Source organism: Pseudomonas sp. SCPG-7, assembly GCF_002156405.1.
Lineage (GTDB): Bacteria > Pseudomonadota > Gammaproteobacteria > Pseudomonadales > Pseudomonadaceae > Aquipseudomonas > Aquipseudomonas parakoreensis.
This window is the reverse complement of record NZ_MVOO01000032.1, coordinates 1-24,385: the sequence shown is the minus strand read 5'-3', so window position 1 is coordinate 24,385 and position 24,385 is coordinate 1. Positions and strand designations below refer to the sequence as shown.

Sequence of the window (24,385 nt, the reverse complement as noted above, 5' to 3'; positions counted from 1 at the left end):
CCACCCCTTCAAGTCTAAACATACAAGCGAGCCTGCTCGCGAAGGCTTCACCGCAAATCTCAGGCCGGAACCACCGCCTCGGTGATCCCCAGAAACCGGCACAGCTCCTCGCGCTTGGCCAACGCATCGCGCCGTCCCAGGTCGATCAGCTCGCTGCAATACCCCGCCTCGAACAGCAGATAACTCAGCACCCCTGCCCCACTCGTTTTCGTCGCCCCCGGGCCGCGCAAGAACAAACGCAACGCCGCCGGTAACTCCTGGCGATGCCGCGCGGCGATCTCGTCGATCGGCTGACTCGGCGCAATCACCAGCACGTCCACTGGCGCCACGCCCAACTCACGAGTCGGCACGCCATCGGGCATCAGTCGACTGAACTGGTTCAGACGCTGCAGCAATTCGATGTCGCTCTCCAGACTGTCAATGAATGTGCTGTTGAGCATGTGCCCGCCGATCTGCGCCAGCGTCGGCTGCTGCCCGGTGTAGGCGCGCTCCAGCGGCTGCTGCGGATCAAAACCGCGCGGGTTGCCGCTCACACCCACCACCAGCACCCGACTCGCGCCCAGGTGCAGCGCCGGACTGATCGGTGCCGATTGGCGCACTGCGCCGTCGCCGAAATATTCCTCACCGATTTTGACCGGGGCAAACAGCAACGGGATCGCCGAACTGGCCAGCAAATGGTCCACCGACAATTGCGCCGGCACGCCGATCCGTCGATGGCGCAACCACGCATCGATCTTGCCGCCGCCCTGATAGAAGGTCACCGCCTGCCCCGACTCGTAGCCGAACGCGGTCACCGCCACCGCATGCAATTGCTTGCGGGCGATGGATTCGGCGATGCCGGGCATGTGTAGTTTTTCATTGAGCAGGTCGCGCAGCGGCGAACTGTTGAGCAGCGCCACCGGCAGTTGCCGACCGATGCCGAGCAAACTGTGACTGACAAAGCGGCTGGCCTGACGGATCACCCCGGGCCAATCGCTGCGCAGCACCCGATGACTGCGAAAGCCTTGCCAGAACAGAGTGAGACGTTCGATGGCCGCGCGAAAATCGGTGGCGCCGCTGGCCAGGCTAACCGCATTGATCGCCCCGGCCGAAGTGCCGACGATCACCGGAAACGGATTGTCCGCGCCCAGCGGCAGCAATTCGGCAATCGCCGCCAGCACCCCCACCTGATACGCCGCCCGAGCCCCGCCGCCGGAAAGAATCAAACCTGTGACCGGTTCAGCTGGGCTCATCGCAACGCTCCGTGGTGCTTGAAAGGGTGAGTGAATCAGCCGCGCCGTTTCGGGTAAAGCTTCGGCTCGCCCGGTGGACGGCTCTTGAAGCGGCGGTGCGCCCACAAGTATTGCTCAGGGCAGGCGCGCAAGGCGCTTTCCACCCACTGGTTGATGCGGATGCAGTCGGCCTCTTCGGTTTCACCCGGAAAGTCTTCCAGCGGCGGATGAATCACCAGCTTGTAACCGCTGCCGTCGGCCATACGCTCCTGAGTGAACGGCACCACCAGCGCTTTACCCAAACGGGCAAACTTGGTGGTCGCAGTCACGGTCGCTGCCTGAATGCCGAACAGCGGCACAAAGATACTCTGCTTGGCGCCATAGTCCTGATCCGGCGCGTACCAGATCGCCCGGCCCGAACGCAGCAGCTTGAGCATGCCGCGCACGTCGTCACGCTCCACCGCCAGCGAATCGAGGTTGTGCCGCTCGCGGCCGCGACGCTGGACGAAGTCGAACAACGGGTTCTTGTGCTCGCGGTACATGCCGTCGATGGTGTGCTGCTGGCCGAGCAGCGCCGCGCCGATTTCCAGAGTGGTGAAGTGCGCAGCCATGAGGATCACGCCCTTGCCTTCGCGCTGGGCTTTTTGCAGATGCTCCAGGCCTTCGACGTGGGCCAGTTTGGCCAGACGCTCACGGGACCACCACCAGCTCATCGCCATTTCAAAAAACGCGATGCCGGTGGAGGCGAAGTTTTCCTTGAGCAAGCGTTTACGCTCGGCGGCGGATTTTTCCGGGAAGCACAGCTCGAGATTGCGCTTGGCGATGCGCCGCCGGTCGCCGGCCACGCGATACATCAATGCGCCCAAAACACGACCGATCGTCAGTAAAACCGCATATGGCAACTGCACGACCAGCCACAACAGCCCCAGACCGCACCAGAGCGGCCAGAAGCGGGGAGAAAGATAGGCTCTTCGAAAACGCGGGCGATCCATTAAAGCTTCCGTAAATTCAGTGGCCGCGCATTCTACATCGTTCGACCCGGCTTGCGGCTCGCGGGCGTTCTCGTTATAAGTCTCGGCACTTTTAGTGACAAGCCGTTGTATGCCGATATGAGCCAAAACGAATCGCCAGACCGAGATCCCGTGTTCCAGTTGAAGGGCAGCATGCTGGCCATCACGGTGCTGGAACTGTCCCGCAACGACCTCGACAGCCTTGATCGGCAACTGGCCGCCAAAGTCGCCCAGGCGCCGAATTTCTTCAGCAATGCACCGTTGGTCCTGGCGCTGGACAAACTGCCGCCCGGCGAAGGCGCGGTCGATCTGCCCGGTCTGATGCGCGTATGCCGTCAACATGGTCTGCGCACCCTGGCAATCCGCGCCAGCCGTATCGAAGACATCGCTGCCGCCATCGCCATCGACATCCCGGTGCTGCCGCCGTCCGGCGCCCGCGAGCGGCCGTTGGAGGCCCCGGAACCGGAAGTCAAAAAGAAGCCGGAAAAACCGCCGGAGCCGACGGTCAAACCGACCCGCGTCATCACCACGCCAGTACGTGGTGGCCAACAGATATACGCCCAGGGTGGCGATCTGGTGGTGGTGTCCTCGGTGAGTCCGGGGGCGGAACTTCTGGCCGATGGCAACATCCATGTATACGGCCCGATGCGTGGTCGCGCCCTGGCCGGCGTCAAAGGCGACACCAAGGCGCGGATTTTCTGTCAGCAATTGAGCGCTGAACTGATCTCCATCGCCGGGCATTACAAGGTTTCCGAAGATTTGCGCCGCGATCCACTGTGGGGCTCCGGCGTACAGGTCAGCCTGTCGGCCGACGTGTTGAACATCATTCGGCTTTAACGGATACTGCCGCATTTTCCAAGCATCTCTAAAACGTAGCGAAAACGGCTCAAACGAAGTAGGAAAAAGGATCAAGGAGCGTTTGCCCCCGGCAATTGCGACTTGCGCCGAATTCCAGCCAAGGCTGTCCGACTGCAGTAGTTTTCAAGAGATGTTTTTCAGGGGCTAAACAGTCCTTCTTCCTTAGGGGTGAAACACCTTGGCCAAGATTCTCGTGGTTACATCCGGCAAGGGTGGTGTGGGTAAGACCACCACCAGCGCCGCTATCGGTACCGGCCTCGCTCTGCGCGGCCACAAAACAGTGATCGTCGACTTCGACGTGGGCCTGCGTAACCTCGACCTGATCATGGGTTGCGAGCGTCGCGTGGTGTATGACTTCGTCAACGTGGTCAACGGCGAAGCCAACCTGCAGCAGGCCCTGATCAAAGACAAGCGCCTGGAAAACCTCTACGTGCTGGCCGCCAGCCAGACCCGCGACAAAGACGCGCTGACCCAGGAAGGCGTGGAAAAAGTCCTGATGCAGTTGAAGGAAGACTTCGACTTCGTGGTCTGCGACTCCCCGGCAGGCATCGAGAAAGGCGCACACCTGGCGATGTACTTCGCCGACGAAGCGATCATCGTGACCAACCCGGAAGTGTCCTCGGTACGTGACTCCGACCGCATGCTCGGCCTGCTGGCCAGCAAATCGCGTCGTGCCGAACTCGGCGAAGAGCCGATCAAGGAACACCTCCTGCTGACCCGTTACAACCCGCAGCGCGTCAGCGATGGCGAAATGCTGGGCGTCGAAGACGTCAAGGAAATCCTGGCCGTGACCCTGCTGGGCGTCATCCCTGAGTCGCAGGCGGTCCTGAAGGCTTCCAACTCGGGCGTTCCAGTGATTCTCGACGACCAGAGCGATGCCGGTCAGGCCTACAGCGATGCCGTTGATCGTCTGCTGGGCAAAGAAAAAGAACATCGTTTCCTCGATGTTACGAAGAAGGGATTCTTCGAGCGCCTGTTTGGAGGTAGGTAATGAACCTTTTTGACTTCTTTCGTGCCAACAAAAAGCCAAGTACCGCCTCGGTAGCGAAAGAGCGTCTACAGATCATCGTGGCGCATGAGCGCGGCCAGCGCAGCACGCCGGATTACCTGCCAGCCTTGCAGAAGGAACTGGTCGACGTGATCCGCAAGTACGTCAACATCGGCAACGACGACGTACATGTTGCACTGGAAAGCCAGGGCAGTTGCTCGATTCTGGAACTCAACATCACCCTGCCTGATCGCTGAGTCGATCCGGCAGAACGACGGCGGTTCAGGGTCACTCCCATGCGGGAATGGCCCTGAACCGCCGTTGGCATTTGTTACGAGGCTGTTTTAATGCCGTTGTCCAACATCCGCATCATCCATCAGGACGCCGCTGTACTGGTGGTCGACAAGCCGACCTTGCTGCTCTCGGTGCCCGGTCGCGCCGACGACAACAAGGACTGCCTGATCACCCGCCTGCAGGAAAACGGCTACCCGGAAGCGCGTATCGTCCATCGTCTGGACTGGGAAACCTCCGGCATCATTCTGCTGGCCCGTGACGCCGACACCCACCGCGAATTGTCGCGGCAGTTTCACGACCGCGAAACCGAAAAGGCCTACACCGCCCTGGCCTGGGGTCAGCCGGAACTGGACAGCGGCAGCATCGATTTGCCGCTGCGCTACGACCCACCGACCAAACCGCGCCACGTGGTCGACCACGAATTCGGCAAACACGCACTGACCTTCTGGCGCGTACTGGAACGTTGCGGCGACTGGTGCCGCGTCGAACTGACGCCAATCACCGGGCGCTCGCACCAGTTGCGCGTGCACATGCTGTCCATCGGGCACCCGTTGCTGGGCGATGGGCTCTACGCCCACGAACAGGCCCTCGCCGCCTGGCCGCGCCTGTGCCTGCACGCCAGCATGCTCAGCTTCACCCATCCGCAAACCGGCGAGCGTCTGCGCTTCGAGTGCCCTGCGCCGTTCTGACAAGCACCGCCGAACCCATGTGGGAGCGAGCCCGCTCGCGAAAGCAATTGATCAGTCAGCATCAATGTTGAATGTCATAGCGCTTTCGCGAGCAGGCTAGCTCCCACAGGGATCCGGTTCGGATTCAATTCCCCGGCCGATGCGTTAAACTCGCGCCCATTGCTGTCTGGAGCTTCTTATGCGCGAAGAGTTGAACCAAGGCCTGATCGACTTCCTCAAGGCCTCCCCTACCCCGTTCCACGCCACCGCCAGCCTTGTTCAGCGTCTGGAGGCCGCCGGTTACGTGCGCCTCGACGAGCGCGAGCCATGGACCACCGAGGCCAACGGCCGCTATTACGTCACCCGTAACGACTCCTCGATCGTCGCGATCAAAATGGGCCGCAACTCGCCACTGCACGACGGCATCCGCCTGGTCGGCGCTCACACCGACAGCCCGTGCCTGCGGGTCAAGCCGCAACCGGAACTGCAACGTCAGGGCTTCTGGCAACTGGGCGTTGAAGTCTACGGCGGCGCACTGCTGGCGCCGTGGTTCGACCGCGACCTGTCGCTGGCCGGCCGCGTGACCTTCCGCCGCGATGGCAAGGTCGAAAGTCAGTTGATCGACTTCAAGGCGCCGATCGCGATCATTCCCAACCTGGCGATTCACCTCAACCGTGAAGCCAATCAGGGCTGGGCGATCAACGCGCAGACCGAGCTGCCGCCGATCCTCGCGCAATTCGCCGGTGACGAGCGCGTCGACTTCCGTGCGGTACTGACCGATCAACTGGCTCGCGAACACGGCCTGAACGCCGACGTGGTGCTGGATTACGAGCTGAGTTTCTACGACACCCAGAGCGCGGCGGTCATCGGCCTGCATGGCGACTTCATCGCCGGCGCGCGCCTGGACAACTTGCTGTCCTGCTACGCCGGCCTGCAAGCCCTGCTCAGCGCCGACACCGAAGAAACTTGCGTGCTGGTGTGCAACGACCACGAAGAAGTCGGCTCCTGCTCGGCGTGCGGCGCCGATGGCCCGATGCTCGAACAGACCCTGCGCCGCCTGCTGCCGGAAGGCGACGAGTTCGTCCGTACCATTCAGAAATCGCTGCTGGTCTCGGCTGACAACGCCCACGGCGTACACCCCAACTACGCCGAGAAGCACGACGCCAACCACGGCCCGAAACTCAACGCCGGCCCGGTGATCAAGGTCAACAGCAACCAGCGCTACGCCACCAACAGCGAAACCGCCGGATTCTTCCGCCACCTGTGCATGGCCGAAGAAGTGCCGGTACAGAGCTTCGTGGTGCGCAGCGACATGGGTTGCGGTTCGACCATCGGCCCGATCACCGCCAGCCACCTGGGCGTGCGCACCGTCGATATCGGCCTGCCGACCTTCGCCATGCACTCGATCCGCGAACTGTGCGGCAGCCATGACCTGGCACACCTGGTCAAAGTGCTGAGCGCGTTCTACGCCAGCCGCGAGTTGCCATAAGCTCATCGCAAACCCCTGTAGGAGCTGCCGAAGGCTGCGATCTTTTGATCTTGCTTTTGAATTGCATACCCAAGATCAAAAGATCGCAGCCTGCGGCAGCTCCTACACAGATCAATACAGCTTCAAAGAAAGCGACCTAGACTTAAATCATCCCCTTCGACAAGGCAGTCACCATGATTTCGATGTCCTCCTTCCACGCCATGCTCATTCCGATCCTGTCCGGAATGATCCTGCTGGCGATCGGCTTCAACTTCCGCGACAAGAACGCCGGCGTCTTCGCCATGTGGATCGGCATGCTGATGATCCTGGCGACCGTGGTCTACAAGATCCTCGCCAAACTCAACGAATAAATCCGCGCCCGGCTCGCATTGATTCTGACTGCCTCGTACACTCGCTCAATTCGCCCCTTTGCGAGGTTGACCGCCTAGTGTTCGCTCGTCTGTTTGCTCTGCCCTGCCTGTTCCTTGTCTGCCTGATGACGCTGCTGCCGCTGGCCCCTGCCCACGCGGTCGGCTTGCCGGGGCTGCTCAACTCCACCAAGGCGCAGCCCGAGGCGCAGGAACCGTTGGGTCAGTCGCTGGATGAAGTCATCAAGTCGCTGGAAAACGACAAGCAACGCGCACAGTTGCTGAGCGACCTGAAAAAGCTGCGCGACGCCACAAAGAAAGCCCAGGTTTCACCGGAAGAAGGCGTGCTGGGCCTGATTGGCGGCACGCTGGCCAGTTTCGAGAAGCAGTTCTCCGGCGACGACAGTCCGCTGACCCGCTGGTCCGACGAGTTCGATCTGGCCAAGGACGAACTCGATAACCTGATGTTGCCGGCCAGCGAGTGGCTGCCGATCATCTTCGGCTTCGCGGTGATCCTGATGGTCTGGAGCCTGCTCGCCGCCGCGCTGATCTGGCTCGGTCACCGGGTGCGCATGCGCTTCGGCCTGACCGAAGAACTGCCGCAGCACCCCAAGGCCCTCGACATGCTGCGCTTCGCCCTGCGCAAGCTCGGGCCATGGCTGATTGCATTGGTCATCACCGTTTACATGAGCTACGCGCTGCCCTCGTCATTGGGCAAGAGCCTGGCGATGGTGCTGGCTTATGCGCTGGTGGTCGGCACCTGTTTCTCGGCGATCTGCGTGATCGCCTTCTCGCTGCTCGACGGCCCGCACCGGCATCGGGCGCTGTACATCCTGCGGCATCAGGCGTTCCGTCCGCTGTGGCTGATCGGCAGCTTCGCCGCGTTCGGTGAAGCGCTTAACGATCCGCGCCTGGTGGAAAGCCTCGGCGTGCATTTGGCGCACACCACCGCGACCGTCACCAATGTCCTCGCGGCGCTGTTCACCGGGCTGTTCATCCTGCGTTTCCGCCGGCCGATCGCGCACCTGATCCGCAACCAGCCATTGTCCCGTCGCCTGACCCGCCGCGCCCTCAGCGACACCATCGATATCCTCGGCACCTTCTGGTACGTGCCGGCGCTGGTGCTGGTCGGGATTTCGCTGTTCGCCACCTTCGTCTCTGCCGGCGACACCAGCACCGCCCTGCGCCAGTCGCTGATCTGCACGGTGCTGCTGGTGATGTGCATGGTGATCAACGGTCTCGTGCGCCGGCACTCGCTCAAACCGCAACGCGGGCCGAAGCGCCATGCGCTGTACTCGGAGCGCCTGAAAAGCTTCTTCTACACCCTCGCCCACCTGCTGGTGTGGCTGACCTTCATCGAACTCGGCCTGCGCGTATGGGGCAAATCGCTGATCGGCTTTGCCGAGGGCGAAGGGCATGACGTCAGCGTCAAACTGTTCAGCCTGATCGGTACGCTGATTTTCTCCTGGTTGATCTGGATCCTTGCCGACACCGCCGTGCATCACGCCCTCACCCGCTCGCGCAAAGGCCTGGCGAATGCCCGCGCACAGACGATGATGCCGCTGATCCGCAACGTGCTGTTCGTGGCGATTTTCATCATCGCGTTGATCGTCGCCCTGGCGAACATGGGCATGAACGTTACGCCACTGCTGGCCGGTGCCGGTGTGATCGGTCTGGCCATCGGTTTCGGTGCGCAGTCGCTGGTGGCGGACCTGATCACCGGTCTGTTCATCATCATCGAAGACTCGCTGGCCATTGATGACTACGTCGACGTCGGCGGCCACCTCGGCACCGTCGAAGGCCTGACCATCCGCACTGTGCGCCTGCGCGACATCGATGGCATCGTCCACACCATCCCGTTCAGCGAAATCAAAAGCATCAAGAACTACTCCCGGGAGTTCGGCTACGCGATCTTCCGCGTGGCGGTGCCGTACAACATGGAAATCGACGATGCGATCAAACTGATGCGCGACGTCGGCCAGAAAATGCGTACCGACCCACTGCAACGGCGGAATATCTGGTCGCCACTGGAGATTCAGGGTGTGGAAAGTTTCGAGTCCGGCAGCGCGATCCTGCGCGCGCGCTTCAAGACCGCACCGATCAAACAATGGGAAGTTTCCCGAGCGTTCAACCTGTCGCTCAAACGCCATCTGGACGAAGCCGGACTCGATCTGGCGACGCCACGCATGAGCGTGCAGGTCATCACTGCCGGCGGTGGCCAGCCGAAGGAATAGCACTTCGCGCAGACACTCGGGTCACAGGCAGGGAAGCCAGAAAAAAAATAACCATGGAGAAACCCGATGCAGCTGACACGTATCGCCCAGACCGTTCTGCTCACGCTGCTGGCCGGCACCGCCAGCGCCGCCACCCTGGACAGCACCCGCGAACAGATCGCCACGCAAGCCAAGGCACTTGAACCGGAACTGCTGGAAACCCGCCGCGACATCCACGCGCATCCGGAACTGGGCAACAGCGAAAAACGCACCGCGGAACTGGTCGCCAAGCAGCTAAAGGCGCTGGGCCTGGAAGTCAAAACCAACGTCGCCCGCACCGGCGTAGTCGCCATCCTCAAGGGCGCCCTGCCCGGCCCGACCGTGGCCCTGCGCGCCGACATGGACGCGCTGCCGGTCAAGGAAGTCGCCGACCTGCCCTTCGCCTCGAAAGCCAAAGGCACTTATCTGGACAAAGAAGTCGACGTGATGCACGCCTGCGGCCACGACGCCCACACCGCGATCCTGTTGAGCACGGCGAAAATTCTCACTGGCCTGCGCGACACCCTGCCCGGCACCGTGGTGTTCTACTTCCAGCCCGCCGAAGAAGGCCCGAGCGACTTCATCCCCGACGGCAAAAACACTTGGGGCGCAAAAATGATGGTGCAGGAAGGCGTGATGAAATCACCCAAACCCGACGCCGTCTTTGGTCTGCACGTCTGGGCCGGCGTCCCCGCCGGTCAGATCGCCTATCGTCCCGGCGCCACCCTGGCCAGCTCCGACGACCTGCGCATCAAAATCCTCGGCAAACAAACCCACGCCGGCCGCCCGTGGGACGGCATCGACCCGATCACCGTCGGCGCACAAACCATCGTCGGCTTGCAAACCGTGGTCAGCCGCCGCACCGACATTTCGTCCTACCCGTCGGTGGTCAGCATCGGCACCATCAATGGTGGCACCCGCTACAACATCATCCCCGAATCCGTGGACATGAGCGGCACCATCCGCTCCTACGACTACGGCATCCGCCAGAAACTCCACGCCGACGTACGCCAGACCATCGAAAAAATCGCCGAAAGCGGCGGCGCGAAAGCCGACGTGACCATCATCGAAAAATACGACCCCACGATCAACAACCCGGCACTGACGGAAAAAATGCTGCCAACGTTGAAGTGGGCAGCCAAGGATGACGTAGTCAATGCGCCGCTGGTGGGCGGCGCGGAAGACTTCTCGTTCTTTGCCAAGGAAGTGCCGGGGCTGTTTGTGTTTCTCGGGGTGACACCACGGGATCAGGACATGAGCAAGGCGGCGCCGAATCACAATCCGGGATTCTTTGTGGATGAGTCGGCGCTGGTGGTTGGGGTGAGGACGATGGCGTCGCTGGCGACGGATTATTTGTATGGGAATGCTGAGGCTGCCAGATAGAGATGGGGTGATTGTGCGGGCGACTTCGCTGGCAAGCCAGCTCCCACAGGTGGATCGGGTGTGTTCAGTTGGAAATTGGTCGGCTGTCAGGCCGCCTTCGCGAGCAGGCTCGCACACAGTGGGAATGGGTGTTGGCAGCTGGAGACTGGTCGGGTGTCTGGCCGCCTTCGCTGGCAAGCCAGCTCCCACAGTGGGAATGAGTGTATTCAGTTGGAGATTGGTCGGCTGTCAGGCCGCCTTCGCGAGCAGGCGCGCACACAGTGGGAATGGGTGTTGGCAGCTCGAGACTGGTAGGGTGTCTGGCCGCCGTCGCTGGCAAGCCAGCTCCCACAGTGGGAATGAGTGTATTCAGTTGGAAATTGGTCGGCTGTCAGGCCGCCTTCGCCAGCAGACTGGCTCCCATAGAAAACAAAGCAGTCCAGGCAGACCGCATGCTTTTCACCACTCAACAGGATGAGCGTTAGCTCGGCTGCAGCTCTTGATCTTGCCGTGCCGGCCCCTTCGGCAGGCTGAGTGGAGGGGGTTATCCGGGGGTGGGAGCGCAGCGACCGTTTGGCGTAGCCAAACACATCGAGAGGAGGTGCAGCGAAGCAAACCGGAGGCGATGCCCCCCGGATGAGCCCCGCAACGAAGGAACCCGAGCCACTGCGAGGGCCGTACGCCGGGGCCAAGACCTTTGCTTCCTTTGGGGCGTTTGCCAAAGGGAGTCGCTGGAAGAGCGAAACCGCCAGCCGCAACACCCGAAGCAACGGATAAACACCCAAAACCCCAAGAACCTGGTCGGCCCAGAGGCCGCCAAGGCCAAACGCTCAAACAACATCGACCCCGACGTGAATCGCATCATGCCGCCAAAACTCCAGATCACAATCAATCAACCGCTCATGCTGATCATAATTGACCCGAGCAATCCGTAACCCCGGACTCCCGACAGACACGCGCAAAGCCGCCGCCGCATCCACCGACAACGACGTCGGCACAATCTCGAACCGCACCCGCCCATAGCGCAAATCGTAATGCCGCGCATACAACTCGGTCATCGACTGATTCAAATCAAACCCCAGAATCCCCGGAAAATACTGCGGATTCAGATAATGCTCCACATACAACACCAGCCGCCCGTCGATGCGCCGCGACCGACAAATCTGAATCACGCTGGACAACGCCGGCAACTGCAACAACGCACACACCGCCGCCGAAGCTGGCTGCAGGCGCGCGGAAATCACCTCGGTCGACGGCTCCCGCCCCTGCGCACTGACCATCGCGTGAAAGTGACTGCGCTGCATCAGGTTGTACGCCAGACGCGGCGGCGAAACGAACCAGCCACGGCGCTCCTCGCGATAAATCTGCCCCTGCGCCTCCAGCTGCAACAACGCCTCACGCACCGTGATGCGCGTGGTGCCGAACAACTCACTGAGCTTGCGCTCGGCCGGCAGCTTGCTGCCCGGCGCCAACAGGCCGTGATCGAGCTGCTCCTGCAGCACCTGGCCGATGGCTGTCACCGCTTTTGTTGCCTCATCGCGCATCAACGTTACCTATCTGGACTAGACCAGCACTGTTTCGGGGCAAAAACCGTACGGCCTGCAAGCCGTTTCCATGTCTTGCAAGCCTAGGCAGTGCAGATGACCGAGAGATGACAAACCCGCCCGACGGTCGCCCTCATGACTTGCAATACATCGGCCAAGTGCCTTGTCTGCCGGGGCTTTGACCTTGGTCTACGCTTAGCGGGCAAGCGCCGAAACCGGGCAAATAAAAGGCCTGCCGGGCGACCGCCGACATCAAAGTGTCATCCAGCCCCCTTAAATTGGCTCAGGTATTGCTGACCTAGACCAACACAAACCGCAATCGCAGCGTTGAACACGACCAAGGAGCTTCGGAATGAAACAGCTTTTCCTGGCAACACTGTTAGGCTCGACCATTGCAATGTGCACCGCCGCCATGGCGGCCGACACCGATCTGAAAACCCTCGAAGCCGCTGCGAAAGCGGAAGGCGCCGTCAACAGCGTCGGCATGCCCGATGACTGGGCCAACTGGAAAGGCACCTGGGAAGACCTGGCCAAGACCTACGGCCTGAAACACATTGACACCGACATGAGCTCGGCCCAGGAAATCGCCAAGTTCGCCGCTGAAAAAGACAACGCCACCGCCGACATCGGCGACGTCGGCGCCGCCTTCGGCCCGATCGCGGTCAAGCAGGGCGTGGTGCAACCGTACAAACCGAGCACTTGGGATCAGGTGCCGGCATGGGCCAAGGACAAGGACGGCAACTGGGCATTGGCCTACACCGGCACCATCGCCTTCATTGTCAACAAGAAGCTGCTGCACGGTTCCGAAGTACCGACCAAATGGGCTGACCTCAAGGGCGGCAAATACAAGGTTTCCATCGGTGACGTGAGCACCGCCGCGCAAGCCGCCAACGGCGTACTCGCCGCTGCCCTGGCCAACGGTGGCGACGAGAAAAACCTCCAACCGGCCCTGCTGCTGTTTGCAGACATCGCCAAGCAAGGTCGCCTGTCGATGGCCAACCCGACCATCGCCACCATGGAAAAAGGCGAGATCGAAGTCGGCGTGGTCTGGGACTTCAATGGTCTGAGCTACAAGGCCAAGATGGCCAACCCGGATGACTACGTGGTGCTGATCCCGTCCGACGGCTCGGTGATTTCCGGCTACACCACCATCATCAACAAGTACGCAAAAAACCCGAACGCCGCCAAGCTGACCCGCGAATACATCTTCAGCGACGCCGGCCAGACCAACCTGGCGCGCGGCAACGCCCGTCCGATCCGTGCCGAACATCTGCAACTGCCGGAAGACGTGAAGGCCAAGCTGCTGCCAAACGAGCAGTACAAGAAGGTCACGCCAATCAAGGACGCCGACGCGTGGGAAAAAACCTCCAAGGCCCTGCCGCAGAAGTGGAACGAAGAAGTCATCGTCGAGATGAAGTAATCCTGTAAATCCCACTTTCGGGATTGCCGGAGATCCCTGTGGGAGCGAGCTTGCTCGCGAATGCGGTCTTTCATTCAGCATTGATGGTGGCTGACACGACGCCTTCGCGAGCAAGCTCGCTCCCACAAGGGCTCCCGAATGAATCTGATACTTCCTGTTTTCGCGGAGTTTTTGCCCCTATGAAGCACAACGTCATCCTTGTCGTGCTCGACGGTCTCAATTACGAGGTCGCGCGGCACGCCATGGGGCATCTGCAGGCTTACGTTGGCGCAGGACGCGCCGCACTCTATCAGTTGGAGTGCGAGTTGCCGGCCCTGTCCCGACCGCTTTACGAATGCATCCTCACCGGCGTGCCGCCGATCGACAGTGGCATCGTCCACAACAACGTTGCGCGCCTGTCCAACCAGCGCAGCGTCTATCACTACGCCCGCGACGCCGGCCTGAAAACCGCCGCAGCGGCCTATCACTGGGTCAGCGAGCTGTATAACCGCTCGCCGTTCGTCGTGGCCCGCGACCGGCATACCGAAAACCTGTCATTGCCGATCCAGCACGGCCACTTCTACTGGAGCGATCACTACCCGGATTCGCACCTGTTTGCCGACGCGGAAAACCTGCGCCTGCGCCATGCGCCGAACTTTCTGCTGATTCACCCGATGAACATCGACGACGCCGGCCACAAGCACGGCCTCGACTCCACGCAATACCGCAACAGCGCACGCTCGGCGGACATCATCCTCGCCGACTACCTGCAAGGCTGGCTCGATGCGGGCTATCAGGTGCTGGTCACCGCCGACCACGGCATGAACAACGACCGCTCGCACAACGGCCTGCTGCCGGAAGAACGCCAGGTGCCGCTGTTCGTTCTCGGTGACGCCTTCAGCTTCAATATTGATGCCGCGCCGAAACAAACCGAGATCTGCGGCACCGTCTGCGAACTGCTCGGCGCGCCCCACGACAAACCTGTATGCCGGGAGCTGCTCAAGTGAATGCCATGACTCGCGGTAAATGGCTGGCAGCCCTGTGCCTGGTGCCGTTCGCCCTGTTCTTTATCGTGTTCGAAATCGCCCCACTGGTCTGGGTGATGATCAACAGCCTGCAATCGGAAGAATTCGGCTGGGGCTTCGCCAACTTCAGCAAGATCTTCAGCTCGAAGTTCTATTTGCAGGCGATTCAGTACAGCCTGGAGATCAGTTTCTGGTCGAGCGTATTCGGCATCATCATCGCCGTGCTCGGTGCGTATTCGTTGCGCCGGGTCGACTCGAAACTGCGCAACTTCGTGAATGCCTTCGCCAACATGACCAGCAACTTCGCCGGCGTGCCGCTGGCCTTTGCGTTCATCATCCTGCTCGGTTTCAACGGCAGCATCACCATCATGCTCAAGCAGGCCGGGATCATTCAGGACTTCAACCTGTACTCGAAAACCGGTCTGATCATTCTCTATACCTACTTCCAGATTCCCCTCGGCGTGCTGCTGCTCTACCCGGCCTTCGACGCCTTGCGTGAAGACTGGCGCGAATCCGCTGCGCTGCTCGGCGCCAACGGCTGGCAGTTCTGGCGGCATATTGGTCTGCCGGTGCTGACCCCGGCACTGCTCGGCACTTTCGTGATCCTGCTGGCCAACGCTCTCGGCGCCTACGCCACGGTGTACGCCTTGACCACCGGTAACTTCAACGTGCTGCCGATCCGCATCGCGGCAATGGTTTCCGGGGATATTTCCCTCGATCCGAATCTGGCCAGCGCCCTGGCCGTGGTGCTGGTGGCGTTGATGACCCTCGTCACCGTCGTGCATCAATTGCTGTTGAAGAGGAGCTACCATGTCTCGCGCTGAATCCGGCCCGGCCGGCGTCTACCACCGCGTCGTGGTTTATTTGCTGTTCGCGATCCTGCTGCTGCCGCTGGTGGGTACGCTGATCTATTCGATCGCCAGCAGCTGGTCGGCGACCATCCTGCCCAGCGGCTTCACCTTCAAGTGGTACCTCCAGCTGTGGAGCGATCCACGCTTCCTGCATGCTTTCGGCCAGTCGCTGCTGGTGTGCGTGGGCGCGCTGGTGCTGTCGGTGGTGCTGATACTGCCGTTGCTGTTCGTGGTGCATTACCACTTCCCGAAACTCGATGCGCTGATGAACATCCTGATCCTGCTGCCCTTCGCGGTGCCGCCAGTGGTGTCGTCGGTAGGCCTGTTGCAACTGTACGGTTCCGGGCCGCTGGCGATGGTCGGTACGCCGTGGATCCTGATCGGTTGCTACTTCACCGTAGCGCTGCCGTTCATGTACCGGGCGATCACCAACAACCTGCAGGCGATCAACCTGCGCGACCTGATGGACGCCGCGCAACTGCTCGGCGCCAGCACCTTTCAGGCGGCGTTTCTGGTGGTACTGCCGAACCTGCGCAAAGGCCTGATGGTCGCGCTGCTGCTGTCGTTCTCGTTCCTGTTCGGGGAATTCGTGTTCGCCAACATCCTCGTCGGCACGCGCTACGAAACCCTGCAGGTGTACCTGAACAACATGCGCAACAGCAGCGGCCACTTCACCAGTGCGCTGGTGATCTCGTACTTCTTTTTCGTGCTGGTCCTGACCTGGATCGCCAACATCTTGAACAAGGACAAAAGCGAATGAGCTACGTCAGCGTCCAACACCTGCAGAAAAACTACGCGGGCACCACGGTGTTCAGCGACATCAACTGCGAAATCAACAAAGGCGAGTTCGTCACCCTGCTCGGCCCGTCCGGTTGCGGCAAGTCCACCCTGCTGCGCTGTATCGCCGGGCTGACGCCGGTGGATGGCGGCAAGATCCTGCTTGATGGCGTCGACATCGTGCCGCTGAGCCCGCAGAAACGCGGGATCGGCATGGTGTTCCAGAGCTACGCGCTGTTCCCCAACATGACCGTCGAGCAGAACGTCGCCTTCGGCCTGCGCATGCAGAAGGTCAATTCCGACGACAGCCACAAGCGCGTCGCTGAAGTGTTGAAACTGGTCGAGCTCAACGACTTCGCCAGCCGTTATCCGCATCAGCTTTCCGGCGGTCAGTGCCAGCGTGTCGCCCTCGCCCGCTCGCTGGTCACCCGCCCACGCCTGTTGTTGCTGGATGAACCGCTGTCGGCGCTGGATGCGCGAATCCGCAAACACCTGCGCGAACAGATCCGCCAGATCCAGCGCGAACTCGGCCTGACCACGATCTTCGTCACCCACGACCAGGAAGAAGCGCTGACCATGTCCGACCGGATTTTCCTGATGAACCAGGGAAAGATCGTGCAAAGCGGAGACGCCGAAACCCTCTACACCGCACCGGTCGATGTGTTCGCCGCCGGCTTCATCGGCAACTACAACCTGCTCGACGCCGACAGTGCCTCAAAGCTGTTGCAACGGCCGATCAACCACCGCATCGCCATACGCCCGGAAGCCATCGAACTGAGCCTCAATGGTGAACTCGATGTGCAGATCCGCAGCCACAGCCTGCTCGGCAACGTGATCCGCTATCGGGTCGAAGCGCGCGGTGTGGAACTGGTGGTGGACGTGCTCAACCGCTCGGCGGCGGATCTGCATCCCGACGGTCAGCGTCTGGCGCTTTCCATCGATCCGACGGCCCTGTGTGAGGTAGCCTGATGACTTTGCTGACGTTGAAGAGAGAACTGCACTGATGGCCCTGGCAATTTTTGATCTGGACGAAACCCTGATCCACGGCGACTGCGCCACCCTCTGGAGCGAGCAGATGGGGCGCCTGGGCTGGGTCGATCCCGAGTCGTTCATGCGCAAGAACAACGAGCTGATGGACGCCTACAGCCATGGCAAATTGCGCATGGAAGAATTCATGGCGTTCAGCCTCGAGCCGATGATCGGGCGTACCCCGGAAGAGGTCGAGCACCTGGTCGGCCCATGGGTCGAGGACTTTATCGAACCGATCATCTTCAGCGACGCGACCAAAACCATCGCCGCCCATCGCAAAGCCGGCGACCGGATTCTGGTGATCTCGGCCTCGGGCACGCACCTGGTCAAACCGATCGCCGAACGCCTGGGCATCGATGAAATTCTCGGCATCGAACTGGACGTCGCGCACGGCGTTTACACTGGCCAGACCGTCGGCACGCTGACCTACCGCGAAGGCAAGATCACCCGCCTGCTGGAATGGCTGGACGCCGAGGAAGAGAACCTGGAAGGCGCGAGTTTCTATTCAGATTCACGCAATGATCTGCCGTTGCTGCTGAAGGTCGATTTCCCGCATGTCGTGAATCCGGATCCGGTATTGCTGGCGCACGCCGAAAAAACCGGCTGGCCGATTCACCTCTGGAAATAAACAAAGATCCAATGTGGAAGCTTAGCTGTGGCGAGGGAGCTTGCTCCCGCTCGGCTGCGAAGCAGTCGCAAAACCAGCCAACCGGTTTAATCTGACTCACCGCGTTGAATGATTTGGGGCCGCTTCGCGACCCAACGGGAGCAAGCTCCCTCGCCACAAGGGTTGGTGGAGGTCAGCTCAGACTGTCGTCAATCACCAACACCACCTTCCCCGAAACCGTATTGCTCGCCAGCTCGGCAAACGCCGCCTCGGCGTCTTTCACCGGGAAGGTTTTCGCCAGTTGCGGACTCAACCGCCCTTCGGCAAACAGCGGCCACACATGCTGGCTCAAATCGCTGAACAGGTCGGCCTTGAACTGATCGTCGCGACTGCGCAACGTCGAACCGAGCAACTGCACGCGCTTGGCCAGTACCTGTGCCAGGTCCAGTTTCGCCTCACGTCCGCCCATCAGGCCGATCAGTACCCAGCGTCCGTCCAGCGCCGTCAGCTTGAGGTTCAGTGCCGCATAGTTGCCGCCGACCGGATCAAGGATCACGTCAAACGGCCCGAAGTCGCGCAGGCTTTCCAGATCATCGGTGCGCACCACGCCGCCCTGGGCTCCCAGCACCTCACAGTAGGCCAATCGCTCAGCCGACCCGACGCTGACCCAACATGGATTGCCGAACGCCTTGCATAGCTGAATGGCGGCTGAACCAATTCCACTGGCCCCGGCGTGCAGGAGAACCTTCTCGCCGGGTTTCAGCGCCGCCAGTTGAAACACGTTGAGCCAGACCGTTGCATAAACCTCGGGTAATGCCGCGGCCTCGATCAACGAAACACCTTCGGGCACCGGCAGCACGTGCCGTCCGTCGACGACCACCTCTTCGGCCATCCCGCCCCCGGCCAGCAAGGCGCAGACCCGGTCGCCGACCTGCCACGACGAGCCGGCGCCGACTTCGCTGATCACCCCGGAGCACTCAAGACCGAGCACCTGACTGGCACCGGGCGGCGGTGGATAAAGCCCGGCTTTCTGTAATAAATCGGCGCGATTGAGGCCGGCTGCCGCCACACGAATGCGCACTTGTCCTACATCACATGCCGGACTCGACTCTTCAACCCATGCCACTTGACCTTCAACGCCTTGCAATGCCTTCACAGTGCCTCCATAGTGAGTCTGGACTGAGCCCGAAGCTGTAGCGCCGGGCTTTTTGCATTATGCGACCGGCTCTCGTAGAACCGGCGACTTCAAAGACGGCCTAATATGCGTTATCAATTGTCCCCGCGTCGAATCAGCATGAAGCATTTGCTCCCCAGCACCGCCCTCGCTCTTTTCATCGGTATCGGCTTGTTGCCGATGTCGGGCAAAACCTTCGCAGCCAACAGCTGGGACAACTTGCAGCCTGATCGCGACGAAGTGATCGCCAGTCTCAACGTCGTCGAGTTGCTCAAGCGTCACCACTACAGCAAGCCGCCGCTCGACGATGCGCGCTCGGTGATCATCTACGACAGCTACATCAAGCTGCTGGACCCGTCGCGCAGCTATTTCATGGCCAGCGACATCGCCGAATTCGACAAGTGGAAGACCCAGTTCGACGACTTCCTCAAGAGCGGCGACCTCAACGCCGGGTTCACCATCTACAAGCGCTATCTGGACCGCGTCAAGGCGCGTCTGGACTTCGCCATTGCGGAGCTGAACAAGGGCGTCGACAAGATGGACTTCACCACCAAGGAGACCTTGCTGATTGATCGCAAGGACGCCCCTTGGCTCAAATCCACCGCTGAACTCGACGACCTGTGGCGCAAACGCGTCAAGGACGAAGTGCTGCGGCAGAAGATTGCCGGCAAGGATTCCAAGCAGATCCAGGAAACCCTGACCAAGCGCTACAAGAATCAGTTGGCGCGCCTCGATCAGACCCGCGCGGAAGACATCTTCCAGGCGTACATCAACACCTTCGCCATGTCCTACGACCCGCACACCAATTATCTGTCGCCGGATAACGCGGAGAACTTCGACATCAACATGAGCCTGTCCCTCGAGGGCATCGGCGCCGTGTTGCAGAGCGACAACGATCAAGTGAAAGTCGTACGTCTGGTGCCGGCAGGCCCGGCCGACAAGACCAAACAGGTCGCACCGGCCGACAAGATCATCGGCGTTGCCCAGGGCAACAAAGAGATGGTCGACGTGGTGGGCTGGCGTCTGGACGAAGTGGTCAAGCTGATCCGCGGCCCGAAAGGCACCGTGGTGCGCCTGGAAGTGATTCCGGCGAGCAATGCGCCGAACGACCAGACCAGCAAGATCGTGCCGATCACTCGCGAAGCGGTGAAGCTTGAAGACCAGGCGGTGAAAAAGTCCGTGCTGAACCTGAAACAGGACGGCAAGGACTACAAGCTCGGCGTCATTGAGATCCCGGCCTTCTACCTCGACTTCAAGGCGTTCCGTGCCGGTGATCCGGATTACAAGAGCACCACCCGTGACGTCAAGAAACTGCTGACCGAACTGCAGAAAGAAAAAGTCGACGGCGTGGTCATCGACCTGCGCAACAACGGCGGCGGCTCCCTGCAGGAAGCCACCGAGCTGACCAGCCTGTTCATCGACAAGGGCCCGACCGTCCTCGTGCGTAACGCCGATGGCCGCGTCGATGTACTGGAAGATGAAAACCCGGGCGCGTTCTACAAAGGCCCGATGGCACTGCTGGTCAACCGCCTGTCCGCGTCGGCTTCGGAGATTTTCGCCGGCGCCATGCAGGACTACCATCGCGCACTGATCATCGGTGGCCAGACCTTCGGCAAAGGCACCGTACAGACCATTCAGCCGCTGAACCATGGCGAACTGAAACTGACCCTGGCCAAGTTCTACCGGGTGTCCGGGCAGAGCACCCAGCATCAGGGCGTACTGCCGGACATCGACTACCCGTCGATCATCGACACCAAGGAAATCGGCGAAAGTGCCCTGCCGGAAGCCATGCCGTGGGACACCATCAAGGCGGCAATCAAGCCGGCCTCCGATCCGTTCAAACCGTTCCTCGCGCAGCTCAAGTCCGAGCACGACGCACGCAGCGCCAAAGACGCCGAGTTCGTATTCATCCGCGACAAGCTGGCCCTGGCGCAGAAGCTGATGGAAGAAAAAACCGTCAGCCTCAACGAAGCCGACCGCCGTGCCCAGCACGCGGACATCGATGCCAAGCAACTGGCGATGGAAAACATCCGTCGCAAAGCCAAAGGCGAAGAGCCGCTCAAAGAGCTGAAGAAAGAAGACGAAGACGCGCTGGCTGCGGCTGAGCCGGACAAGGTCAAACCAGAGGACGACGCTTACCTGAGCGAAACCGGGCGCGTGCTGCTGGATTATCTGAAGCTGAGCAATCAGGTGGCCAAGAAGTAAGATGATGGCAATTTAGTGGTGACGCTCCCCGGAGCGTCATCAAACAGTCATCATTCTGTCGTGAAATAAAGGACTGGGAGCTGCTCTCTTCATCGAGAGCGCTCCCAGTCCTTTTTTTATCGCCAGAGATTGCCATGACCACGACCGAACAGCTGAGTGCCTTGAGCTCGATCCTGACTCAAAGCGGTTTGCACAGCCTGTTCCAGCCGATCATTTGTCTCTCCGAGCGTCGCATTCTCGGCTACGAAGCCCTCACCCGTGGCCCGTCCAACAGCCCTCTGCACTCGCCTATCGCGCTGTTCGCGGTGGCGCGTCAAGCCGGCCGCTTGAGCGAACTGGAGATCGCCTGCCGCCAGTCGGCCTGCCGTCGTTTCAACGAGCAGCAACTGCCGGGCAAGCTGTTTCTCAACGTCTCTCCGGAATCCCTGCTCGAAGCCGCGCACCAACCGGGACGCACTCTGCAACTGTTGCAGGACTTCGGCATTCCGCCGAGCCAAGTGGTGATCGAACTCACCGAACAGACGCCGATCGACGATTTCCAGTTGCTGCAAACCGCGCTGCATCACTATCGGGCGATGGGCTTTTCGATTGCACTGGATGACTTGGGCGCCGGCTATTCGAGCCTGCGTCTGTGGTCAGAACTGCGCCCGGATTACGTGAAGATCGACCGACACTTCATCGACGGCATTCATCAGGACGCGTTAAAACGAGAGTTCGTCGGCTCGATCCTGCAAATCGCCAAGGCCTCGCGCGCGCAAGTGATTGCCGAAGGTATCGAGTTGCCGGAGGAACTGGCGGTGCTGACCGAGATGGGCGTCGACCTGGTGCAGGGTTACCTGCTGGGTCGTCCACAGGAGCATCCGCCCCGCGATGCCCGGGCCCTGATGCCGAAACACGACAGCAGCGCCGTGACATTGAATGACGAAGGCAGCGACCTCAGCGCCCTGCTCAACGACCAACCGGCGGTGCATCGCGACACACCAACCGCGACGGTGCTGGAAGCCTTCCGCCGCCAGGCCAATCTGAACTCACTGGCGGTGCTCGACGAACAGGGCCAGCCGTGCGGCATCGTCCATCGCCATTCGCTGTCCGACGCACTGCTCAAACCGTTCGCCACCGACCTGTTCGCACGTAAACCGATCAGCCGCCTGATGAACGATGACTTCCTCGCCGTGGAAATGAGCCAGTCGCTGCAACAGGTCAGCCGCCTGATCACCAGCCGCGCCCGGCAGCGCATCGAAGAAGATTTCATCATCACCCTCAACGGCGGCTATCTCGGCCTCGGTCGGGTAATCGACGTGCTCAAACTCATCACCGAACTGAAAATCCAGCAGGCGCGCTACGCCAACCCGCTGACCCTGCTGCCCGGCAACGTGCCGATCCAGCAATGCCTGACCCGCCTGCTGCAACAAGGCCGCGAATCGATCATCTGCTACGTCGACATCGACAGCTTCAAACCCTTCAACGACATCTACGGCTACGGCCGTGGCGACGAAGTCCTGCTGTGTCTGGCGCAATGCCTGAACGAACGCGTCGACCCGTCCCGCGACTTCGTCGGCCACATCGGCGGCGACGACTTCCTGCTGGTACTCGGCCCGGAAGACTGGCGCAAACGCCTCAACCAACTGCTCGACGACTTCCAGAGCCAATGTAGGCGTTTCTATCGCCCGGAGCATCTTGAGGCTGGCTGCTTCATTGCGCCGAATCGCCAAGGCGTGCGCCAGGAATTCCCGTTGCTGTCACTATCCATCGGCGTCGTCCACCTGCACCCGGAAGCCTGCGCCGAACTGGATGCGAGTCAACTGGCGGAGATGGCTTCGCAGGCGAAACATCATGCGAAGAATGTTCCGGGGTATAGCGTGCATGTGATTGATAGTCTCACTGCTGCCGACCTTCAACTGCCGCAACTGATTAGCCAACGCTGATGCCACAGACGACATAACCACTTTCCAAATCTGAAAAAAATTGTTCAGATACAACTCCAGAACTTAAAAGAGCAACTCACTCTAATTTTTTCCACTTTGCAGCACAGCCAGCACGTGGCTTAACCATTCTTGACCGGAAGCCCACTTATTCCAATAGCAGTAGTAGCAACTGAGATCTCTCAACAAGTAATCTCTTATTGTCAGCTCATCTTTATTTTGACTTAGCAAAGACTGCAACTCCTCACAAACCAAAAGTATTATTTCCGGATCTGAGGTTTGTAAGAAGTCAGCAATAACTTTATCGGGGGTGTCGTACTCTATTAGCCAATCTTGATGAAAGTAGGCCCCAAAAAAGTCGTGAAGCTCGGGGAATTCGTGATTCATAGCTCTGGAAATCCGGTCAGCAAAAAATATCCCAAAGGGAGTGTAGGGTCTTTTTTCAGAACTAGCAGGAGCTTTAGTGCCGACTGAGGATGTGTGGCGCCATTGAGCAAGCTCACTCCCACTGGCTGGTTGAGATGATGGGTGATAGTTGTCTTTCCTTTTTTGCTATTTAAAAAATCTTGCACCTTTTGCGCATTCACCCTCAAAGCCTCTGAAACAGCAGCCTCAGCTCCGGCGCGATCGGAAAATGTGGAGGCTGCTGGAATATGTGGCTCCGCCATTAATCTTTGGGCTAATTGCGCGTCAGTTCTACCAATATGTTTGATTATTAGGTGTCCGCCCTGAGCCTCATGCGTAGCCAAGCCCCCACCTGGCACTATCTCGCTATAAGGCCCATCAGCTTGTATTGCCCCAGGACACGGTGCGCAAGCCAACCCCAACGGATCCACCCACCCCGTCGGATTCGGCACGTACTGGTATTGGTTGAGTCCACCCGCCAACTTGATCGGATCCGGCGTCAGATACCGTCCCAACCTCGGGTCGTAATACCGATGCCGGTTGTAATGCAGCCCGCTCTCCGCATCGAAATACTGCCCCTGAAAGCGCAGCTGCTGGTCGAGGTAGTCCTCGCCCGCCAGAGTGATCGCCGCGACCTTGCCGTAGGCGTCGTATTGCGCCGACCAGACGATTTCGCCGCTGTAATCGGTCAGTTCCTGCGGGGTGCCGAGGTGGTCGAGTTGGTAGTAGAACGGGCAGGCCTTTTTCGGGCCTTTGCCGTCGAGCAGCGCCAGCGGGCGGAAGGTGCCGGGTTCGTAGACGTAGCTGCGGTGGTGGGTTTTGCTGCTTTCGGCGACGAGGTGGTCGCCTTGCCAGAAGAACTCGGTGCTGATGCCGTCGACGGTTTTGCGGATGCGCCGGCCGAAGGCGTCGTATTGGTAGGACGCGGTTTGGCCGTCGGGGCGGGTCAGGCCGATCAGGCGGTGCTG

22 protein-coding genes are annotated in these 24,385 nt (G+C 60.5%); 16 read left to right on the top strand and 6 right to left on the bottom strand.

Going from position 1 to position 24,385, the window contains the following annotated elements:
• Window positions 1–59: 59 nt before the first annotated feature.
• Together B1722_RS28010 and B1722_RS28005 are read right to left on the bottom strand one after the other, a co-directional pair.
• On the bottom strand, window positions 60–1,232 hold the full coding sequence (locus tag B1722_RS28010) for a patatin-like phospholipase family protein (protein WP_086795003.1): 1,173 nt from the start codon (window positions 1,230–1,232) through the stop codon (window positions 60–62).
• A gap of 35 nt (window positions 1,233–1,267) precedes the next feature.
• Window positions 1,268–2,203 carry a lipid A biosynthesis lauroyl acyltransferase gene (locus B1722_RS28005; RefSeq protein ID WP_086795002.1) on the bottom strand — a complete coding sequence of 312 codons (936 nt, stop codon included), beginning with the start codon at window positions 2,201–2,203 and terminating at the stop codon, window positions 1,268–1,270.
• Window positions 2,204–2,320: 117 nt separating this feature from the next.
• Here B1722_RS28005 and minC point away from each other — a divergent pair, with 117 nt between their 5' ends.
• From minC to B1722_RS27970, 8 genes are all read left to right on the top strand, one after another.
• Window positions 2,321–3,058 carry a septum site-determining protein MinC gene (gene minC, locus B1722_RS28000; RefSeq protein ID WP_027613349.1) on the top strand — a complete coding sequence of 246 codons (738 nt, stop codon included), beginning with the start codon at window positions 2,321–2,323 and terminating at the stop codon, window positions 3,056–3,058.
• Between the two features lie 199 nt (window positions 3,059–3,257).
• Window positions 3,258–4,070, top strand: coding sequence for a septum site-determining protein MinD (minD, locus tag B1722_RS27995; protein WP_007960626.1), 813 nt, complete (start codon window positions 3,258–3,260; stop codon window positions 4,068–4,070).
• Window positions 4,070–4,324 carry a cell division topological specificity factor MinE gene (gene minE / locus B1722_RS27990; protein ID WP_003223146.1) on the top strand — a complete coding sequence of 85 codons (255 nt, stop codon included), beginning with the start codon at window positions 4,070–4,072 and terminating at the stop codon, window positions 4,322–4,324. Before minD ends, minE begins: the two co-directional genes overlap by 1 nt.
• A 90-nt stretch (window positions 4,325–4,414) precedes the next feature.
• The gene (locus tag B1722_RS27985; protein ID WP_007960625.1) at window positions 4,415–5,050 is read left to right on the top strand and encodes an RluA family pseudouridine synthase; all 636 of its coding nucleotides are present in this window, start codon (window positions 4,415–4,417) and stop codon (window positions 5,048–5,050) included.
• A 178-nt stretch (window positions 5,051–5,228) separates the two neighbouring features.
• Window positions 5,229–6,518 carry a M18 family aminopeptidase gene (locus B1722_RS27980; RefSeq protein ID WP_041068806.1) on the top strand — a complete coding sequence of 430 codons (1,290 nt, stop codon included), beginning with the start codon at window positions 5,229–5,231 and terminating at the stop codon, window positions 6,516–6,518.
• A 173-nt stretch (window positions 6,519–6,691) separates the two neighbouring features.
• The gene (locus B1722_RS29660; RefSeq protein ID WP_016773747.1) at window positions 6,692–6,868 is read left to right on the top strand and encodes a hypothetical protein; all 177 of its coding nucleotides are present in this window, start codon (window positions 6,692–6,694) and stop codon (window positions 6,866–6,868) included.
• Window positions 6,869–6,945: 77 nt separating this feature from the next.
• The gene (locus B1722_RS27975) at window positions 6,946–9,099 is read left to right on the top strand and encodes a mechanosensitive ion channel family protein (RefSeq protein WP_086795001.1); all 2,154 of its coding nucleotides are present in this window, start codon (window positions 6,946–6,948) and stop codon (window positions 9,097–9,099) included.
• 66 nt (window positions 9,100–9,165) lie between these two features.
• A complete protein-coding gene (locus B1722_RS27970) occupies window positions 9,166–10,500 on the top strand; it encodes an amidohydrolase (RefSeq protein WP_086795000.1) in 1,335 nt (444 codons plus the stop codon).
• An 809-nt stretch (window positions 10,501–11,309) separates the two neighbouring features.
• Here the strand turns inward: B1722_RS27970 and B1722_RS27965 are convergent.
• A complete protein-coding gene (locus B1722_RS27965) occupies window positions 11,310–12,023 on the bottom strand; it encodes a UTRA domain-containing protein (RefSeq protein WP_086794999.1) in 714 nt (237 codons plus the stop codon).
• Between the two features lie 352 nt (window positions 12,024–12,375).
• Between B1722_RS27965 and B1722_RS27960 the strand changes: the two genes are divergently transcribed.
• From B1722_RS27960 to B1722_RS27935, 6 genes are all read left to right on the top strand, one after another.
• Window positions 12,376–13,443 (top strand): ABC transporter substrate-binding protein, encoded by a 1,068-nt coding sequence (locus B1722_RS27960; protein WP_041071914.1) that lies wholly within the window; start codon window positions 12,376–12,378, stop codon window positions 13,441–13,443.
• A 179-nt stretch (window positions 13,444–13,622) separates the two neighbouring features.
• Complete coding sequence (locus B1722_RS27955; protein WP_086794998.1) at window positions 13,623–14,429, top strand: alkaline phosphatase family protein; 807 nt, start codon at window positions 13,623–13,625, stop codon at window positions 14,427–14,429.
• Window positions 14,430–14,434: 5 nt separating this feature from the next.
• Complete coding sequence (locus tag B1722_RS27950; RefSeq protein ID WP_161794911.1) at window positions 14,435–15,271, top strand: ABC transporter permease subunit; 837 nt, start codon at window positions 14,435–14,437, stop codon at window positions 15,269–15,271.
• Window positions 15,258–16,058 (top strand): ABC transporter permease, encoded by an 801-nt coding sequence (locus B1722_RS27945; protein ID WP_007965346.1) that lies wholly within the window; start codon window positions 15,258–15,260, stop codon window positions 16,056–16,058. The genes B1722_RS27950 and B1722_RS27945 overlap by 14 nt, the downstream gene beginning before the upstream one ends.
• The gene (locus B1722_RS27940; RefSeq protein ID WP_041071908.1) at window positions 16,055–17,044 is read left to right on the top strand and encodes an ABC transporter ATP-binding protein; all 990 of its coding nucleotides are present in this window, start codon (window positions 16,055–16,057) and stop codon (window positions 17,042–17,044) included. The genes B1722_RS27945 and B1722_RS27940 overlap by 4 nt, the downstream gene beginning before the upstream one ends.
• A 34-nt stretch (window positions 17,045–17,078) precedes the next feature.
• The gene (locus tag B1722_RS27935; protein ID WP_086794997.1) at window positions 17,079–17,732 is read left to right on the top strand and encodes an HAD family phosphatase; all 654 of its coding nucleotides are present in this window, start codon (window positions 17,079–17,081) and stop codon (window positions 17,730–17,732) included.
• A gap of 172 nt (window positions 17,733–17,904) precedes the next feature.
• Here the strand turns inward: B1722_RS27935 and B1722_RS27930 are convergent, their stop codons facing one another.
• Window positions 17,905–18,867 carry a zinc-binding dehydrogenase gene (locus tag B1722_RS27930; protein WP_086794996.1) on the bottom strand — a complete coding sequence of 321 codons (963 nt, stop codon included), beginning with the start codon at window positions 18,865–18,867 and terminating at the stop codon, window positions 17,905–17,907.
• A 138-nt stretch (window positions 18,868–19,005) separates the two neighbouring features.
• Between B1722_RS27930 and B1722_RS27925 the strand changes: the two genes are divergently transcribed.
• A complete protein-coding gene (locus tag B1722_RS27925; RefSeq protein WP_161794910.1) occupies window positions 19,006–21,090 on the top strand; it encodes a carboxy terminal-processing peptidase in 2,085 nt (694 codons plus the stop codon).
• 134 nt (window positions 21,091–21,224) lie between these two features.
• Window positions 21,225–23,015: a bifunctional diguanylate cyclase/phosphodiesterase gene (locus B1722_RS27920; protein ID WP_086794995.1), complete on the top strand. Its 1,791-nt coding sequence runs from the start codon at window positions 21,225–21,227 to the stop codon at window positions 23,013–23,015.
• A gap of 81 nt (window positions 23,016–23,096) precedes the next feature.
• Here B1722_RS27920 and B1722_RS27915 read toward each other — a convergent pair whose 3' ends face one another.
• Window positions 23,097–23,399: a contact-dependent growth inhibition system immunity protein gene (locus tag B1722_RS27915; RefSeq protein ID WP_041071898.1), complete on the bottom strand. Its 303-nt coding sequence runs from the start codon at window positions 23,397–23,399 to the stop codon at window positions 23,097–23,099.
• The coding region (locus tag B1722_RS27910; protein ID WP_140396055.1) for an RHS repeat-associated core domain-containing protein at window positions 23,396–24,385 on the bottom strand (990 nt) is incomplete at its 5' end. The genes B1722_RS27910 and B1722_RS27915, both read right to left, overlap by 4 nt.

What these genes read in the sequence shown, in the direction of transcription:
- B1722_RS28010 (WP_086795003.1), bottom strand. Translation starts at nt 1,232, where the DNA reads ATGAGCCCAGCTGAACCGGTCACAGGTTTGATTCTTTCCGGCGGCGGG.
- B1722_RS28005 (WP_086795002.1), bottom strand. Translation starts at nt 2,203, where the DNA reads ATGGATCGCCCGCGTTTTCGAAGAGCCTATCTTTCTCCCCGCTTCTGG.
- minC (WP_027613349.1), top strand. Translation starts at nt 2,321, where the DNA reads ATGAGCCAAAACGAATCGCCAGACCGAGATCCCGTGTTCCAGTTGAAG.
- minE (WP_003223146.1), top strand. Translation starts at nt 4,070, where the DNA reads ATGAACCTTTTTGACTTCTTTCGTGCCAACAAAAAGCCAAGTACCGCC.
- B1722_RS27985 (WP_007960625.1), top strand. Translation starts at nt 4,415, where the DNA reads ATGCCGTTGTCCAACATCCGCATCATCCATCAGGACGCCGCTGTACTG.
- B1722_RS27980 (WP_041068806.1), top strand. Translation starts at nt 5,229, where the DNA reads ATGCGCGAAGAGTTGAACCAAGGCCTGATCGACTTCCTCAAGGCCTCC.
- B1722_RS29660 (WP_016773747.1), top strand. Translation starts at nt 6,692, where the DNA reads ATGATTTCGATGTCCTCCTTCCACGCCATGCTCATTCCGATCCTGTCC.
- B1722_RS27970 (WP_086795000.1), top strand. Translation starts at nt 9,166, where the DNA reads ATGCAGCTGACACGTATCGCCCAGACCGTTCTGCTCACGCTGCTGGCC.
- B1722_RS27965 (WP_086794999.1), bottom strand. Translation starts at nt 12,023, where the DNA reads ATGCGCGATGAGGCAACAAAAGCGGTGACAGCCATCGGCCAGGTGCTG.
- B1722_RS27960 (WP_041071914.1), top strand. Translation starts at nt 12,376, where the DNA reads ATGAAACAGCTTTTCCTGGCAACACTGTTAGGCTCGACCATTGCAATG.
- B1722_RS27955 (WP_086794998.1), top strand. Translation starts at nt 13,623, where the DNA reads ATGAAGCACAACGTCATCCTTGTCGTGCTCGACGGTCTCAATTACGAG.
- B1722_RS27950 (WP_161794911.1), top strand. Translation starts at nt 14,435, where the DNA reads ATGACTCGCGGTAAATGGCTGGCAGCCCTGTGCCTGGTGCCGTTCGCC.
- B1722_RS27945 (WP_007965346.1), top strand. Translation starts at nt 15,258, where the DNA reads ATGTCTCGCGCTGAATCCGGCCCGGCCGGCGTCTACCACCGCGTCGTG.
- B1722_RS27940 (WP_041071908.1), top strand. Translation starts at nt 16,055, where the DNA reads ATGAGCTACGTCAGCGTCCAACACCTGCAGAAAAACTACGCGGGCACC.
- B1722_RS27935 (WP_086794997.1), top strand. Translation starts at nt 17,079, where the DNA reads ATGGCCCTGGCAATTTTTGATCTGGACGAAACCCTGATCCACGGCGAC.
- B1722_RS27925 (WP_161794910.1), top strand. Translation starts at nt 19,006, where the DNA reads ATGAAGCATTTGCTCCCCAGCACCGCCCTCGCTCTTTTCATCGGTATC.
- B1722_RS27920 (WP_086794995.1), top strand. Translation starts at nt 21,225, where the DNA reads ATGACCACGACCGAACAGCTGAGTGCCTTGAGCTCGATCCTGACTCAA.
- B1722_RS27915 (WP_041071898.1), bottom strand. Translation starts at nt 23,399, where the DNA reads ATGAATCACGAATTCCCCGAGCTTCACGACTTTTTTGGGGCCTACTTT.